Raw genomic sequence first — 17,242 nt, forward strand, 5'->3', positions numbered from 1 at the left:
CCACGCGAATGATTAAAATCGTTGTTACCGGCGCAGAGAATAACGCAACGTTTCGTTACGTTAGAAACGAAAAAAAAGACTGTCTCTAAAAAGACACAGTGCGGCAAGACGCCCGCCCACACAGGGTTTGCGGCGGTTCCACGAGAATTCGGCTGATGACCATATCGGCAAAGAAAAGTTCCGCGCGTAGTTGAACGCGCGCGTCGCAGTTTGAAGCGCCGCAGCGATTGATGTTGAATCGGACAATAAACGACGTCGGCTTCGCCCGTTTTTTCGATTCACGCGAAAGCCGGCGATTCGTTCAACTGTCGCGCGAATGCCCGTCGCCGTCGCGCTTGGACAACAACGCCACCGCCATGCCCGCCGTAGCCGCAACCAGCACGGCCCGCCACGGGTGTCGCTTGACGGCGGCATTCGCCTGCGACGCCTTGCGCCCCGCGCCGACCATCGCGACGGCCGTGGCGCGCGTGGCGGTCGATTCGGCGCGCGCCACCTTCCGCGAAAGCTCGATCGCGCGCCTGAGCGCAAGGGCGGCCTGGCGCGTGCGGCTATCGCTCGGAAGCCTGGCGTATCGCGTGGGAACGCTGGCCGCGCGGCCGCCGCGAACGTCGGTTTTGGTCGTCGTCGGTTGCCGCCAGTCTTCCGCCATGTCGACGCGCGTGGAAGCCGCGAGCATCGAACCGATTTTCGCGCGGCTGCCCGGCGGCACGTTTCCGTTGCTTTGCACGCCCCACGCGCCGCGCGGATCGTGCAGGCGCGCGCGCGCCGCCGAAAACTCCGCGCCGAGCAGCAGCACCGCCGCCGAGAAATAGAGCCACATGAGCAGCACGGCGAGCGATCCCGCCGCGCCGAACGCGCTCGCCGTGCCCGCGTGCGTGAGATAAAAGGCGAACAGCTTCTTCCCCACCGAAAAGAAGATGGCCGCCACCACGCCGCCGACGAGCGCATCGCGCCATTGGACCGGCGCATCGGGCAGAAACTTGAGGAGCGCGCCGAACGCGACGGACAAAATCGCGAGCCCGGCCACCAATTGCACGATGTCCCCGATGATGACGAACGGCGAATTGCCCCAGAGCCACATGCCGACGGCCTGAATCGCGGTATCGAGCACGAGCGAGACGATCAGCAGGAACGCGACGCCCAGCACGAGCCCGAACGACACGAGCCGCACGCGCACCATCGCGAAGACGCTGGAACGCTGCTCGCCTGTCAGCGGCCAGACAATGTTCAGCGCCGTGTTGAGCGATGAAAACGTCGCCGAGGCGCCCACGGCCAGCAGCACGAACGAGATGATGGCGGCGAGCCCCGTTCCGCCGCTGCGATGCGCGTTCTCCACGATGCTCTGCACGCCCGCCGCCGCCTGATCGCCGATCAGCCCGTTGACCTGGTGAAAGAGCTGGCCGCGCGCCGCTTCCGGGCCGAACACCCAGCCGGCCACCGCGATCACCATGACGAGCGTCGGCGCGAGCGAAAACGCGGAATAGAACGCGATGCTCGCGGCCATCGCGGCGCAGCGGTTCTCGGAGAATTGTTTTAGCGCGCCGAGCGCCCACGACGCATCTTTTTTGACGGCGGTGCCTATTTTTTGCGTGGAAACGGAGCTCATGACGAATGTCTCGGTTCGATCGAACGGTGGCGGCGCGAGCCGAAAGCGCAAAAGCGCAAGAGCGCATTGCGCGGACCCGCGGCGGGCGGTCATTGCGACCGATCGAGCAGGTTCCGTTCCAACACACGCCGGAACGGACGAAGCGCATAAATAAGAACGTTGTTATGATCGCGCCTGCCGCGACGGGACGGTCGTTCGCTTCGCGCGGCAAAGCGCCTCGCCGCAGGACGGCGGCACCGGCGGCCCGATGTAAAGCGGCGGGCAGGCGGACGGCGAAGCCGAACGCGCGCCCCTATACTCTAGAACACCCCACTCCAACGACGCGCCGAGGACATCATGCTTCAAATGTCACGGCGACAGTTCCTCAAGGTTTCCGCGAGCACGCTCGCCGGATCGAGCCTGGCTGCACTGGGCTTCTCTCCGGCACCCGCACTCGCCGAAGTCCGGCAATACAAACTGTCGCGCACCACTGAAACGCGCAACACCTGTCCGTACTGTTCGGTCGGGTGCGGCATCCTCATGTACGGCCTGGGCGACAACGCCAAGAACGCGAAGGCCAGCATCATCCATATCGAAGGCGATCCCGACCACCCGGTCAATCGCGGCACGCTGTGCCCGAAAGGCGCATCGCTCATCGACTTCATCCATAGCCCGAGCCGCCTGCTGTATCCCGAATATCGCGCGCCGGGCTCGAACGAGTGGACGCGCATTTCGTGGGACGACGCGCTCAACCGCATCGCGAAGCTGATGAAGGAAGACCGCGACGCGAACTTCGTCGAGACGACGGCGGACGGCAAGAAGGTCAACCGCTGGCTGACGACGGGCATGCTCGCCGCGTCGGCGGGCAGCAACGAAGTCGGCTATCTGACGCACAAGACTGTCCGCAGTCTTGGCATGCTCGCATTCGACAATCAGGCGCGTGTCTGACATGGCCCGACGGTGGCAGGTCTTGCCCCGACGTTTGGCCGTGGAGCGATGACGAACCATTGGGTCGACATCAAGAACGCGGACGTTATTCTGGTGATGGGCGGCAACTCGGCCGAGGCGCACCCGTGCGGCTTCAAGTGGGTGACCGAGGCGAAGGCGCACAGGAAGGCGCGCCTGATCGTGGTCGATCCGCGCTTCACGCGCACGGCGTCGGTCGCGGATTTCTACGCGCCGATTCGCACCGGCACGGACATCGCGTTCCTTGGCGGCGTCATCAACTATCTGTTGACGCACGACAAGATTCAGCACGAGTACGTGAAGAACTACACGGACATGTCGTTCATCGTGCGCGAGGACTTCGCGTTCAAGGACGGCACGTTCACGGGCTATGACGCCGAGCATCGCAAGTACGACAAGACAAGCTGGGACTACGAGCGCGGCGACGACGGCTTCGCGAAGGTCGATCCGACGCTGCAGCATCCGCGCTGTGTCTACAACCTGATGAAGCAGCACTACGCCGCCTATACGCCCGAAATGGTGACGAAGGTGTGCGGCACGCCGACCGACAAGTTCCTGAAGGTCTGCGAGATGCTCGCTTCGACGGCGCAGCCGGACCGCGCTGGCACCGTGCTGTATGCGCTCGGCTGGACGCATCACTCGGTCGGCGCGCAGATGATCCGCACCGGCGCGATGGTGCAGCTTCTGCTCGGCAACATCGGCATCGCGGGCGGCGGCATGAACGCGCTGCGCGGCCACTCGAACATCCAGGGGCTCACCGACCTTGGCCTTATGTCGAACCTTCTGCCGGGCTACATGACCCTGCCGATGGAAGGCGAGCAGGATTACGAGGAATACATCACGAAGCGCGCGACGCAGCCGCTGCGGCCCAACCAGTTGAGCTACTGGAAGAACTACCGCGCGTTCCACGTGAGCTTCATGAAGTCGTGGTGGGGCGACAACGTCACCGCCGAGAACAACTTCGGCTTCGACTATCTGCCCAAGCTCGACAAGTCCTACGACCTGCTGCAAGTGTTCGAGCTGATGGCGCAGGGCAAGATGAACGGCTACATCGCGCAGGGCTTCAATCCGCTTGCCGCCGCGCCCAACAAGGCGAAGATCGGCCTCGGCTTGTCCAAGCTGAAGTGGCTCGCCATCATGGATCCGCTCGCCACGGAAACGTCGGAGTTCTGGAAGAACCACGGCGAGTTCAACGACGTCGATCCATCGAAGATACAAACTGAGGTGTTCCGTCTGCCGACCACGTGCTTCGCGGAAGAGCGCGGTTCGCTCGTGTCTTCTTCGCGCGTGCTGCAATGGCACTGGCAGGGCGCGCAGCCGCCGGGCGAAGCGAAAAGCGACATCGAGATCATGTCGGGGCTGTGGCTGCGCATGCGCAAGGCGTATCAGGAGCACGGCGGCAAGTATCCCGATCCGATACTGAAGATGTCGTGGCCGTACGCCGACCCGGAAAGCCCGACGCCCGAAGAGATCGCGATGGAGTTCAACGGCCGCGCGCTCGCCGACGTCACCGATCCGACGGACAAGACCAAGGTGCTCGCGAAGAAGGGCGAACAGCTGTCGAGCTTCGCCCTGTTGCGCGACGACGGTTCCACCGCGAGCGGATGCTGGATCTACTGCGGAGCGTGGACGCAGGCGGGCAATCAGATGGGCCGCCGCGACAACAGCGATCCGACGGGCATCGGCCAGACGCTGAACTGGGCGTGGGCGTGGCCGGTGAATCGCCGCGTGCTGTACAACCGCGCATCGTGCGATGTGAGCGGCAAGCCGTTCGATCCGTCGCGCAAGCTGATCGGCTGGAACGGCCGGGCGTGGACCGGCGCGGACATTCCGGACTTCAAGGCGGACGAACCGCCGGAAAACGGCATGAATCCGTTCATCATGAACCAGGAGGGCGTCGCGCGTTTCTTCGCTCGCGACGGCATGAACGAAGGCCCGTTCCCGGTTCACTACGAACCGTTCGAGACGCCGCTCGGCTACAACCCGTTCTTCCCGGACAACAAGACGGTGACGAGCAATCCGGCGGCGCGCGTGTTCCCGGACGATCGCGCGGCGTTCGGCACTGCCGATCAGTTCCCGCATACGGCGACGACCTATCGCCTGACCGAGCATTTCCACTACTGGACCAAGCACGTGAAGCTCAACGCGATCGTGCAGCCGCAGCAGTTCGTGGAAATCGGCGAGGATCTGGCGAAGGAAGTGGGCGTCGTCGCGGGCGATCGCGTGAAGGTGTCGAGCAATCGCGGACACATCATCGCGGTGGCGCTCGTCACCAAACGCATCAAACCGCTGACCGTGGAGGGCAAGAAGGTGCAAACCGTCGGCCTGCCGCTGCATTGGGGCTTCAAGGGCCTGACGCAGCCGGGCTATCTCGTCAACACGCTGACGCCTTCCGTGGGCGACGGGAACTCGCAGACGCCTGAGTTCAAGTCGTTCCTCGTCAAAGTCGAGAAGGCATAAGGAGACGAGAATGGCTCTGCAATCGCTGGATATCAAGCGCGTTTCCGCCACCACCACGCCGCCGCCGCAAGTCCGCGAGCCGGTCACGGGCACCGTCGCGAAGCTGATCGACGTGTCGAAGTGCATCGGCTGCAAGGCGTGCCAGACGGCGTGCATGGAGTGGAACGATCTGCGCGACGACGTCGGTCATACGACGGGCGTCTACGACAACCCGCGCGATCTCACCGAACATTCGTGGACGGTGATGCGCTTCACGGAGTACGAGAACCCGAAGGGCGACCTCGAATGGCTGATCCGCAAGGACGGCTGCATGCACTGCGAGGACCCGGGCTGTCTGAAGGCGTGTCCGTCGCCGGGCGCGATCGTTCAGTACACGAACGGCATCGTGGATTTTCACGAGGAAAACTGCATCGGCTGCGGCTATTGCGTGACGGGCTGCCCGTTCAACATTCCGCGCATCTCGAAGGAAGACAACCGCGCGTACAAGTGCACGCTCTGTTCCGATCGCGTCGCGGTCGGGCAGGAGCCGGCGTGCGTGAAGACGTGTCCGACCGGCGCGATCATGTTCGGCACCAAGACGGACATGATCCAGCAGGCGGAAGACCGCGTGGAAGACCTGAAGGAACGCGGTTTCGAGAACGCGGGTCTCTACAACCCGGCCGGCGTGGGCGGCACGCACGTCATGTACGTGCTGCATCACGCGGATCAGCCAGGGCTGTATCACGGGCTCGCCGCGAATCCGCGGATCAGCCCGCTGGTGTCGGTCTGGAAGGGCGTGACGAAGCCGCTCGCGGTCGCGGGCATGGCGCTCGCCGCGCTCGCCGGGTTCTTCCACTACACGCGTGTCGGTCCGAACGAAGTGAGCGCGGAAGAGGAAGCCGAGGCGCAGCGCGAGGCGGAAGAGGCACGCAACGAAAAGGAGCGTTCGAATGAAACACGATAGCGAATTGCGCGACGTGCGAGGCAACCGCCTGATCGTGCGCTACACGCCGAACGAGCGCACGAACCACTGGATCACCGCGATCAGCTTCGTGCTGCTCGCGCTGTCCGGCCTCGCGATGTTTCATCCGTCCATGTCGTGGCTCTACGCGCTTTTCGGCGGCGGGCAATGGACGCGCATCCTGCATCCGTTCGTGGGCTGCGTGATGTTCCTGTCGTTCCTGGTGCTCGCGCTGCGCTTCTGGCATCACAACTATCTGGACAAGAGCGACGTCCAGTGGATGAAGCAGATCGACGACGTGCTCGCCAACCGCGAAGACCGCCTGCCCGAGATCGGCAAGTACAACGCCGGTCAGAAGCTCGTGTTCTTCGTGATGGTGGCGAGCCTCTTGTTGCTGCTGGCTTCCGGCGTCGTGATCTGGCGCGCGTACTTCACGTTCTACTTTCCGATCACCGTCGTCCGGCTCGCCGCGGTCGTGCATGCGGCGACGGCCTTCGTGCTCATCGTGTCGATCATCATCCATATCTATGCGGGACTGTGGATCAAGGGATCGATCAGCGCGATGGTGCGCGGAACTGTGACGTATGGATGGGCGCGCAAGCACCATCCGCGCTGGTTCAAGGAGATCATCGGGAAGTAGGCGGCGCGGCTGTTCCGCGAAACGCCAGGGCAGTGATCCCAACCGCTCGCGCCTCGTTCAGGCCGGGCGGTTCTTCTTTGCGCAGAACGGTCCGCGTGATGCCGCGCGTCTCCATTTGCGCTGTCTGAACGCTATCCGACAAGCTGTTATTCTTCTTTTCAATGCGCCGCTCTTGCGCCGCACTCAAAGCACCAAAGCATTTCGAGGACAAACTCAAGTGGTTCAACGCATACTCGAATCCGCTGCCTCGATCGAAGCACTCGATCAGTCGGCCATTCCACGGCTCCGCATGCCTGAACGCGCAACGGTGTTCGGTGCGCGCGCCGCGCGCCTGCGCCAGCTTGCCGAGGCGAGTCACCCTATTGCGGGCTATCTGCGTCTCATGGCCGCGCTCGCCGACGCGCAGCAGCGGGTGCTCGCCGATTTCAGCGCGCCGATGCCATCGCGCGAGTCCATCGCGCTGAATCAGCAGCATTCGATGCCGATCGTCCCCGCGCTCGCCGCCGATGAGCGCGATCCCGCGTGGCGCGATGTGCTCTTCATGCTGCTCGACCGAATCGAAGCCGCGGGCGCGCTGACGCCGCCGCTCGCGCAACTCGTCGCGCATCTGCGATCGATGCCCGCCGCCGCGCTCGACGCGCAGGCCGACGCGATTCTCGCGCTGCGTTTCGCCGAGATCGAGCCCGCCGCCGCGCCGTTCATCGTCGCGGCGTTGCAGGTGGTGTGGACGGATATCGCGAGCCGCATCGGCAGCGCGCAAGTGCCGTACATGGACACGTCGGGCGTGTGTCCCGTCTGCGGCACGATGCCGGTCGCGAGCGTCGTGCGCGTGGGCGGCGTGCACGAAGGGTATCGCTACGTGCAGTGCGGTTTGTGCGCGACCGAGTGGCACGTCGTGCGCGCGAAGTGCTCGAATTGCGACTCGACGAAAGGCATCGCCTATCACGCGATGGACGACGCGGAAGCGAGCGCCGCGCAAACCGCTGAAGACGAGCAAGCCCGCGCCGAACGCGCGAGGAAAGCGCCGCTGAAAGCGGAGTCGTGCGACGAATGCGGCACGTATCGCAAGATCGGTTATCAGGAGAAAGCGTACGATTTCGAGCCGCTCGCGGACGATCTCGCGAGCCTGACGCTCGATCTTCTGATGGGCGATGCAGGCTTCAGACGCCCCGCGCCGAATCCGTGGCTGTGGCCCGAACACAGCGCATCGGACGAAGCCGACGAAGCGGGCGAAGCGCAATGAGCGACGTGACCGGCGGCGACGGCAGCGAACTGCGCGCGCTGATGGCACGCGTGCCGTCGGTGGAGCGCGTGCTCGCCTCGGCGCTGTTCGAGCCGCTCATCGACGAATACGGGCGCACGCAGACGCTCGCGGCCCTGCGCGCGACGCTCGATGTGTGGCGCGCCGACGCGCAGGCGGGCCGCGCATCCGTCGATGCGCTCACGGAAACCATGCTCGGCCACGCCGTCAGCCTGCGGCTCGCGAGCCGCGCGCAGAGCCGCGTGCGGACCGTGTTCAACCTGACGGGCACCGTGCTGCACACGAATCTCGGCCGCGCGCTGCTCCCCGACGAAGCCGTGCGCGCCGTCGCGGACGTGCTCACGCGCCCCGCGAACCTCGAATTCGATCTCGATACCGGCGCGCGCGGCGATCGCGACGACCTGATCAACGCGCTCATCTGCGAGCTCACGGGCGCGGAAGCGGCGACTGTCGTGAACAACAACGCGGCGGCGGTGCTGCTCACCTTGTCGGCGCTGGCGTCACGCAAGGAAGTGATCGTGTCGCGCGGCGAGCTGGTGGAAATCGGCGGCGCGTTCCGCATTCCCGACATCATGAGCCGCGCGGGCGCGAAGTTGCGCGAAGTCGGCACGACGAACCGCACGCATCTGAACGACTACGGCGAAGCGATCAACGCGAAGACCGCGCTCTTGATGAAGGTCCATTGCAGCAACTACGCCGTGACCGGTTTCACGAAGGAAGTCACGACAGCCGAACTCGCGCCGCTCGCGCGTGAACGCGGCTTGCCGGTCGCCGTCGATCTCGGCAGCGGCACGCTCGTCGATCTGACGCAATGGGGACTGCCGCGCGAAGCCACGGTGCGCGAGACCGTGGAAGCCGGCGCGGATCTCGTCACGTTCAGCGCAGACAAGCTGCTCGGCGGACCGCAGGCCGGGTTGATCGTCGGGCGCAAGCATCTCATCGCGAAGATCAAGAGGCATCCGCTCAAGCGCGCGCTGCGCGTCGGCAAGCTCACGCTCGCGGCGCTCGAAGCGGTGCTGCGTCTGTATCGCACGCCCGAGACGCTGCAAACGCGCCTCACGACGCTGCGCCTGCTCACGCGTCCCGCCGACGCCATGCGCCTCGCCGCAGGGCGCATTCAGCCCGCGTTGCAGCGCATGACGGGCGACGCGTTCGCCGTGACGACCGAGCCGATGTTCAGCCAGATCGGCAGCGGCGCGCTGCCGGTGGACGTGCTGCCGAGCTACGGCCTCGCCGTGCGGCTCGCGAACGGCAAGCGCGCGGGCGGCCAACTGAACCGCATCGAGCGCACGCTGCGCGCGCTGCCGCGCCCGGTGATCGGGCGCATCGCGGACGGCGCGCTCTGGCTCGATCTGCGCTGTCTCGAGGAAACCGACGAAGCCGCGTTCATCGCGCAACTGGACGGCCAGGGCCGGAGCGAACGCGCATGATCGTCGGGACGGCGGGGCATATCGACCACGGCAAGACCACGCTCGTGCGCGCGCTCTCCGGCGTGGACACGGATCGCCTGAAGGAAGAGAAGGCGCGCGGCATTTCCATCGAACTGGGCTACGCGTATGTGCCGCTCGCGGACGGCGGCACGCTCGGCTTCATCGACGTGCCCGGCCACGAAAAGCTCGTGCACACGATGGCGGCGGGCGCGTGCGGCATCGACTTCGCGATCGTCGTCATTGCCGCCGACGACGGCGTGATGCCGCAGACGCACGAGCATCTCGCGATTCTCGAACTGCTCGGCGTGAACACGGGCGCGGTGGCGCTGACGAAGACCGATCGCGTCGACGAAGCCCGCGTGCGCGATGTCCACGCGCAAATCAAAACGCTGCTCGCGCAGACGCCGCTGCGCGACGCGCCGATCTTCGATACCAACGCCACCGCCGCCGACAATCCCGGCGTGGCGGCACTCGACGCCCATCTGCGCGAGGCCGCCGCGAAATGGCGCACGCGCCGCGACGACGGTTTTTTCCGCCTGGCGGTCGATCGCGTGTTCACGCTGTCGGGGCAAGGCACCATCGCGACGGGCACGGCGTTCGCGGGGCGCGTCAACGTCGGCGACGTGCTCGCGCTCGCGCCGCGCGAATCGGCCAGCGAGGCGCGCGTGCGCAGCATCCACGCGCAGAATCGTCCGGCGGACGCGGGCCGCGCGGGCGAGCGGTGCGCGCTGAATCTCGCGGGCATCGACAAGGACGCGCTCGCACGCGGCGACTGGATCGTCGATGCGCGCATCGCGAAGGCGTCGGAGCGGCTCGACGTCGAACTGACGCTTCTCGCCGATGCCGGGATCACGCTTGCGCACTGGACGCCGCTGCATGTGCATCTGGGCACGACGCATCGCGTGGCGCACGTCGCGCTGCTGGACGCCGACACTCTCGCGCCGGGGCAGTCGGCGCGCGTGCAACTCGTCTTCGATCAGCCGGTGTGCGCGCTGCCCGGCGACCGCTTCATCGTGCGTAATGCGCAGGCAAACCGGACCGTGGGCGGCGGCCGCGTGCTCGATCCGTTCGCGCCCGCTCGCAAGCGCCGCACGCCGCAGCGCCGCGCGTGGCTCGATGCGCTTGCCGCATGGCTCGACACGAATCGCGCCGATGCGCTTTTCGACCAGTCGCCCTACGGCTTGCCGCGCTCGCTCGTGGAGCATCTGTGCGGGCGGACGGCGGCATCGGTCGCGCTGCCGGACGGCCTGCGCCGCGTGCCCTTGCCCGACGACGCGCTTTTCATCGCCGCTGCGCATTGGCATGCGCTCGCCGCGGGTCTCACGGACGCGCTCGCCGCTTTCCACGAACGCTTTCCCGACGAGCAAGGCCCCGACGCCGCGCGTCTGCGCCGCATGGCCGCGCCGCTCGCGCCGGATGCGCTGTGGCGCGCCTTGATCGACGATGCCGTGGCGCGCGGGATCGTCGCGCGCAGCGGACCGTGGCTGCATCTGCCGTCGCATACCGTGGCGCTGGATGCAGCGGAGGAGGCGCTCGCGCAGGCGGTGCTCGCGTCGATCGAACGCGGACGTTTCGATCCGCCGTGGGTGCGCGATCTCGCGCGCGCGCACGGTGCGGGCGAAGACGACATGCGCCGCCTGCTGCGCAAGCTCGCGCGGCGCGGCGACGTGTTGCAGGTCGTGCGCGATCTCTTCTATTCGCCAACGGCCGTGGCCGAACTCGCGCGGCTTGCGGCCGACCATGCGCGCACGCGCAATGGCGCGGCGAGCGCCATCGGCGCGGCGGAGTTTCGCGATGCAAGCGGTCTGGGCCGCAAACGCGCGATTCAGGTTTTGGAGTTCTTCGACCGGGTTGGTTACACTCGGTTTCACCGCGACCTGCATCTGTTGCGCACCGACAGCCGCTGGCACGAGCCGGTCTGAGCGGTTCCCGCCACGCCCTTTGCGCTCCGGCGCCAGGCGAACGATGGAGCATTCCTACTACGCGCTGCTGCATCTGCTGTCGGGCCATCCGGAATGGACGCTCGCGGTCGTGCTGCTCGCGTCGTTTCTCGAATCGGTCGCGTTCATCGGCACGTTTGTGCCCGGCAGCACCGCGATGTTCATCGCGGGCGCGCTCGTCGGCGCGGGCGCGCTGAATCTCGGCTGGGTATTTGTCTGCGCGCTCGCGGGCGCGATTGCGGGCGACGCCGCGAGTTTCTGCTTCGGCGCGCGCTATGCCAATGTCATCGCGCAGATGTGGCCGTTCCGCCGCCATCCGGGCGCGCTCGCCGCAGGCAAACGATACTTCCACGCGCACGGCGCGAAGAGCGTCGTGCTCGCGCGCTTCGTGGCGCCGATGCGCGCCGTAGTGCCGGTCGTCGCGGGTCTGTCGGGCATGACGCCCGCGCGCTTTCTCGCCGTCAACGTCGTGAGCGCGCTCATCTGGGCGCCGCTGCACATCCTGCCGGGCGTGGTGTTCGGCGCGTCCATTGAACTCGCGGGCGCGGTGTCAATCCGGCTCGTCGTCATCCTCGTGGCCGTGACGGCGCTTGGATGGCTCGTCTTCAACCTGGCGCGCGTGATCGTGGGGCACGCGAAGGGCTGGACGCTCGCCTCGCGCGCAAGGCTGCTCGCGTGGGCGCAGCGCAGTGACGGCGCGCCCGCGCGGATCATCTCGCGCGCGCTCGATCCGGCCAATCCGGCGACCGCGCTCATCGTCGCGATCTCGGTGTTGCTGCTGGCGTCGGCCATGGCCTTCTTCTACGTGATGTCGAACGTGGCGCGCGGCTCGTCGCTGGTGCAGGTGGATGTCTCCACGTACCGTCTGCTGCAATCGTTCCGCTCGACGTGGGCCGATTCGATCCTCGACGCCGCCGCGGCGCTCGGCAGCACGCCGACGCTGCTCGCGGTCGCGGCGACGGTGATCGTCTGGATGATCTTCGAGCGGCGCTGGCGCACGGTCGCGTACTGGGTCGTGGCGGTCGTGTTCTCGCAACTGCTCGTCGCGGCGATCCGCCTGACGGCGCATCACTCGTTGCCGCTGTCGTTCGCGCCGGTCGAGCACACGTTCCCGAGCCCGCATCTCGCGGCAACGGTCATCATCTACGGCTTTCTGGCGTTTTTGCTGCTGCGGCGCGTGGGTATGCTCACGGGCGTGTTGATCGCGACGGCGACATCGGGCATCGTGACGGCCGTCGCGCTCGCGGGACTCTACTTCGGACGCTTCACGATCTCCGATGCGCTTGGCAGCGCCGCGCTCGCGGCCATGTGGGTGTTCCTCATCGCGCTGACCGCCGTGTGGCGGCATCCCGGCAAGCCGAGGCGCCGTCCGCTGATGCCCTTCGCGATGCTCGCCGTCATCGGCGCGAGCGTCGGCTTGCAGTTGAGCGACGACACGCAGGCGCACAGCGCGCCGCCCGCGACCGTGGTCATCACGCCGATTCAGTGGATGGACACGGTGTGGCGCACGTTCTCGTGCTACCGGTCGAGCATGGACGGCGACCGCCGCGAGCCGATCACCGTGCAATGGGCCGCGACGCCCGCCGAGATTCGCGCGCAGCTTTCGAGCCGGGGCTGGGCGGAAGTCGACGGGCTGACGATGAAAAGCGTGATGTCGGTGGTTTCGCCGAACGCGCCCGCCACCGCGCTGCCCGTGCTGCCGCGCCTGAATAACGGCGAGCCGTCGAAGCTCGTGTTCACGCGCTCGCATCGCGGCACGGACCAACGCGACGTGCTGCGCTTCTGGCCGACCCGCTACGTGGTGAAGGAGCGCGCGGACGCCACGCCGACGCCCATCTGGCTCGGCTCGGTCGTCCACGAGCGGTTGCGCCGTCCGTCGTGGCCGTTCAACGTGCTGCGTCCGGACCGGCGCGTCGATCCGATGGTGCTGGACCGCAGCGATGCTTCATCGTGGCGCGGCATCGAAATTGCGAACAGCGCGGGGTGCGGCAGCGTGCCGGTCATGCTGGTTCAGTCGAGGCCCCAATGAGTTTTCGCAGGAATGGCCGCAGCGCGCGCCGCGGAGGTGGCTCTTGATTCAGATTCCGCCGTCGGCGATTGCGCAATGGGGCGCGGCCGCGGTCTTCGGCAACGTGCTGTTGACGCGGCTGGGCGTGCCGCTGCCGTCGGCGCCGCTGCTCGTCTTCGCCGGATCGATGATCGCGAGCGGGCGGTTGTCGCTCTCGCACGTGATGTTCGCGGCGGTCTGCGCCGCGCTGCTGGGCGACAGCATGTGGTTCTCGGCGGGGCGCATCTACGGACGGCGGCTCGTGGCCGCGCTCGCGCGCCGCTCGTATGCCGTCGATTCGGGCATCCGCACGACGAGCGAACTCTTCGAGCGGTACGGCGCGCCGATCATCGCGATATCGAAGTTCGTGCCGGGGCTCGGACTCGTCACGCCGCCGCTGATGGGCACGACGCATATCGCGGCGCTCGTGTTCTTTCTGTGGGACGCGGCGGGCATTGTCGCGTGGTCGGCGTTCTGGGTGCTGGGTGGCGCGTTGTTTCAGCGGCAGTTGCACTTCGTGCTCGTCGAATTGCAGATGCATGGCGCGACCGTAATCGATCTGCTCGCGTTTCTGGCGTTGCTGTACTGCGCGTATCGTCTCTTGCGACGACGCACGCCCGGCCGTTCTCGCGACGATGCCCGGTGACGCGTGCGGTTCACGTTCCGCCGCTATAATCGTGGGCTTCGTTGTTTCGCCTGATCTTTTCTCTTTGGCCGGGGAAGGCATCCGTATCCGGTGGTGCGGCTGGGCTTCAAACCCAGTTGGGGGTGTCAGACACTCCCAGGTAGGTTCGACTCCTGCTGCCTTCCGCCATCGCGCTTCGTGCGTGAGGGGCGCTGATCATCATCTTCTCGTAGACCGCGCTGCGCGGGACGTGCGCTCGAATCCTCAATTGACTCCGAGGCGTAGCTTTGGCCACTTGTCTTTGAACTGCGTGGCCTTCGCGTCCCCGGTAAGCCGTTTCCGCCGTTTCCAGCCTTCCGCACGGAACGCAGACATATCGTCAAAAAAACTCCAACACCGAATGCGCGATGAGCGCGGCCGCGGTCGCAAGCGCCGCGAGCCAGCTCAGCGCGCGTAACGTCCAGTGCGCAGCGAGATCGCCCACGGCTTCACGGCTCGAACTGAGCAAGACGAGCAGCACGAGAACGGGTGTGACGGTCATGCCGTTCAGCACCGCGCTCCAGTACATCGCTCGCGCGGGTTCGACATGAAAGAAAGTCAGTCCCACGGCGACCGCGATGCCAAGCACGATCGTCCCGGCGAGCAGCCACGCGATGCGGGTATCGCGCCGCTCGCCGCTTTCCCAGTTGAACGAGCTCGCCGCCGCCTGCGCAGCCGAGCCCGCCAGCGGCGGAAGCGCAAGGAGGGCCGATCCGAGAAGCGCGATTGCGAGCACGTGCCCCGCATGGCCATGCGCGAGCGGCTCGAGTACGCGATCCAGTTGCACGAATTCTCCGGGAGGCGTCGATTGCGTGAGATGCAGCGTGGCCGCCGCCGCGATCATCACGCAGACAGAGACTGCATTGGACAGCAGCGTTCGAATCAGTACTTCGCGGCGCATTCCGCCCATTTTCCGATCCAATGCCTGCCGCCGCGAAACCTCGCTCTTCTTGATGTCGCGCGCTTCCTGTTCGGCTTGCGCGAACATCAAGTACGGACTGACAGTCGTGCCTAACACGGCAATCAGCGTCGTCACGTAGTGTTCGGACCAGACGACGCGCGGGATGAGCAGACGCCTTGCGACGGCATGCCAGGGCACATCGACTACGAAGAGAACGCCGGCATACGCCAACATCGCGAGTGTCAGCCATTTGAGGTATCGCGCGTAGGTTTCATAGGCGACGCTCCATTGCAGAACGAGCGACGCGCATCCCGACAGCAGCGTGAGCCAGACAAGCGATCCGCCGCTCAATGCCCGCAGCGCGGTGCCCATGGCGAGCACATCGACGGCAATGTTCAAGGTGTTGGCAATTAGAAAGCGGGCGACGGCGAAGTAAAAAAACGGCGGCCAGTCGTGCTTGCGCATGTTGGCAGTCAGGCCGCGCCCCGTGATCGCGGCGACGCGCGCCGAGATGAGTTGCAAGGCGACGGTCGAAGGATACGACAGCACGCAAATCCATAGCTGGTCGAAGCCATACCATGCGCCCGCGAGCGTGTAAGTGGCGATGCCGCTTGGATCGTTGTCCGACGCGATCGTGACGAGTCCGGGGCCGACGTGCGCCGACCATGAATGCGCGCGGCGCGCGCTTCCTCGTGAGTCGCTGTCCGCTGCCGGCTTCTTATGAGGAATGAACATGGGACACTCGTGGGCGTATTAGCCGACCGTTCGCATGAAGCGTTCCTAGCGCGGACAGGATTCGAACGCAGTCGACGGTTTGCCGCAGCACAACATTTCCGCGCGCTGTGTCGGCGTGCGACTCACGCGGTACTCACTGGCTCGTCACGAAGGTCGACGAGCAATCCAGCCGCTCGCCGGGCGATTGAGCAGGGCCGGCTGCCGTTACGACGGCTTCATCGAGGTGGCTGGCTTACCGAGCGGGTCGGCGATACTCAATTGATCGCCGCGTTTCCTCGTCGGTCCTGCCCGCTGTTTCACGAGGCAACTGACAACGTCGACGAGGCAGCCCTCTCGCCGCATCCGCACGTACCGGCGCAATTCAAAGACCACCGAGCAATTAAGCGTTTTGTGCACTACGATTGCCTCTGTACGTTTCGTAGTTCGAGTGAGTTAGCCAGGCAGCACGCGACATACCACACAGGAGACTGCGGATGAGCGAGCAAAATGGGCTGTTCTGCCCGTGCTGTGGCAGTGCCGAGCATCGGGCAATGAGTCGCCGTACTTTCATGAGTCTGATTGCCGGCACCGCTGCCGTGTTTGTGATGCCTCCGTCGTTCGCGGACACGGAGATGGTGCCGTCGATCGCTTACGACTCGATTGCCGATCCCGTTCGTTTGCCCAAGGACGTGTATTTCGGCGAATGCTCCGGCATCGCGCTTAACTCGCAGGGGCACATCTTCGTGCTGTCACGCGGCAATACAACGGGGCCAGCCTATGGCGCGGCGGCCGCACAACTTCTCGAATTCGCGCCGGACGGACGCTTCGTCCGCGAGATCGGACACAACCTGTATGCATGGTCTTTCGCTCATACGGTCAAGGTCGACCGGCAGGACAACATCTGGGTGACGGACAAAGGCTCCGACATGGTGATCAAATTCACGCCGGACGGCCGCGTCGCGATGGTGTTCGGCCGCAAGCAGGAGGCCGCAGACGAGGAGACCGGCCCGCTCAAGCACCCGAACCCGCCGCTGGCCGCCGAGCCTGGCCGCTTCCGCCAAGTGACGGATGTCGCGTGGGATGCCGCAGGCAATACCTATATCAGCGATGGCTATATCAACTCTCGCGTCGCGAAAGTGGACCGGGACGGCAACTGGATCAAGTCGTGGGGTGAGCGCGGCACTGGGCCGGGACAGTTTCATACGCCGCATAGCATCGCGCTGGATGCGAACGACAACATCTATGTGGCGGACCGCAGCAACCGGCGCATTCAAGTGTTCGATACTGAAGGCCACTTCCAGCGGCAATTCACGATCGACGTTCCCGTGCCGCCGGATGCGCGTCCGGCAATCGGCAACATGCCTGATGAAGCGGCAATCGCGGCCGGCACGTTCGCGCCAGGGTCGCCGTGGGCCATCTGCATCTCGCCGGGTCCGAATCAGGTGCTCTACAGCGCCGACGCATTCCCGGGCCGCATCTACAAGATGACGCTCGATGGCAAGGTGCTGGGCGTGCTCGGCAAAGCAGGCAAGCAGCCGAAGCAATTCGGCTGGATTCATCAGATGGCGTGTCCATCGGAGAACGTGCTGTTCGTCGCCGAACTGCTGAACTGGCGCGTGCAGAAGCTGGTTCTTCACGCTTGATCGGCGCTATGTCGGGATCGGGAAGAATGGATCGAATCGCGAATCGTGGGC

Annotated in this window: 11 protein-coding genes and 1 tRNA gene; 10 read left to right on the forward strand and 2 right to left on the reverse strand. The window is 65.7% G+C overall.

Features of this window, described 5'->3' with window-relative positions:
• Positions 1-301: 301 nt before the first annotated feature.
• Positions 302-1,606: a YihY/virulence factor BrkB family protein gene (locus GV035_RS02950; RefSeq protein ID WP_159833214.1), complete on the reverse strand. Its 1,305-nt coding sequence runs from the start codon at positions 1,604-1,606 to the stop codon at positions 302-304.
• A 336-nt stretch (positions 1,607-1,942) separates the two neighbouring features.
• On the opposite strand from GV035_RS02950, the gene fdnG reads away from it, so the two are divergent.
• From fdnG to GV035_RS02995, 9 genes are all read left to right on the forward strand, one after another.
• Positions 1,943-5,011, forward strand: coding sequence for a formate dehydrogenase-N subunit alpha (fdnG, locus tag GV035_RS02955; protein ID WP_159833216.1), 3,069 nt, complete (start codon positions 1,943-1,945; stop codon positions 5,009-5,011).
• A 10-nt stretch (positions 5,012-5,021) separates the two neighbouring features.
• Positions 5,022-5,954 carry a formate dehydrogenase subunit beta gene (gene fdxH, locus GV035_RS02960; protein ID WP_159833218.1) on the forward strand — a complete coding sequence of 311 codons (933 nt, stop codon included), beginning with the start codon at positions 5,022-5,024 and terminating at the stop codon, positions 5,952-5,954.
• On the forward strand, positions 5,941-6,591 hold the full coding sequence (locus GV035_RS02965; RefSeq protein ID WP_159833220.1) for a formate dehydrogenase subunit gamma: 651 nt from the start codon (positions 5,941-5,943) through the stop codon (positions 6,589-6,591). Before fdxH ends, GV035_RS02965 begins: the two co-directional genes overlap by 14 nt.
• Before the next feature lie 217 nt (positions 6,592-6,808).
• A complete protein-coding gene (gene fdhE / locus GV035_RS02970) occupies positions 6,809-7,834 on the forward strand; it encodes a formate dehydrogenase accessory protein FdhE (protein WP_159833222.1) in 1,026 nt (341 codons plus the stop codon).
• Between the two features lie 5 nt (positions 7,835-7,839).
• A complete protein-coding gene (selA, locus tag GV035_RS02975; RefSeq protein WP_201303948.1) occupies positions 7,840-9,282 on the forward strand; it encodes an L-seryl-tRNA(Sec) selenium transferase in 1,443 nt (480 codons plus the stop codon).
• Positions 9,279-11,204, forward strand: a complete 1,926-nt coding sequence (gene selB, locus GV035_RS02980; RefSeq protein WP_159833226.1) for a selenocysteine-specific translation elongation factor — start codon at positions 9,279-9,281, stop codon at positions 11,202-11,204. Before selA ends, selB begins: the two co-directional genes overlap by 4 nt.
• A 43-nt stretch (positions 11,205-11,247) precedes the next feature.
• Positions 11,248-13,251 (forward strand): VTT domain-containing protein, encoded by a 2,004-nt coding sequence (locus GV035_RS02985; RefSeq protein ID WP_159833228.1) that lies wholly within the window; start codon positions 11,248-11,250, stop codon positions 13,249-13,251.
• A gap of 43 nt (positions 13,252-13,294) precedes the next feature.
• On the forward strand, positions 13,295-13,915 hold the full coding sequence (locus GV035_RS02990; RefSeq protein WP_159833230.1) for a DedA family protein: 621 nt from the start codon (positions 13,295-13,297) through the stop codon (positions 13,913-13,915).
• Between the two features lie 72 nt (positions 13,916-13,987).
• A tRNA-Sec gene (locus GV035_RS02995) sits at positions 13,988-14,083 on the forward strand.
• 190 nt (positions 14,084-14,273) lie between these two features.
• Here the strand turns inward: GV035_RS02995 and GV035_RS03000 are convergent.
• A complete protein-coding gene (locus tag GV035_RS03000) occupies positions 14,274-15,569 on the reverse strand; it encodes an NRAMP family divalent metal transporter (protein ID WP_159833232.1) in 1,296 nt (431 codons plus the stop codon).
• 530 nt (positions 15,570-16,099) lie between these two features.
• Here GV035_RS03000 and GV035_RS03005 point away from each other — a divergent pair.
• Complete coding sequence (locus GV035_RS03005; RefSeq protein WP_236572404.1) at positions 16,100-17,191, forward strand: peptidyl-alpha-hydroxyglycine alpha-amidating lyase family protein; 1,092 nt, start codon at positions 16,100-16,102, stop codon at positions 17,189-17,191.
• The last annotated feature ends 51 nt before the right edge of the window (positions 17,192-17,242 follow it).

The sequence above is a fragment of the Burkholderia sp. 8Y genome, from assembly GCF_902506145.1.
Lineage (GTDB): Bacteria > Pseudomonadota > Gammaproteobacteria > Burkholderiales > Burkholderiaceae > Caballeronia.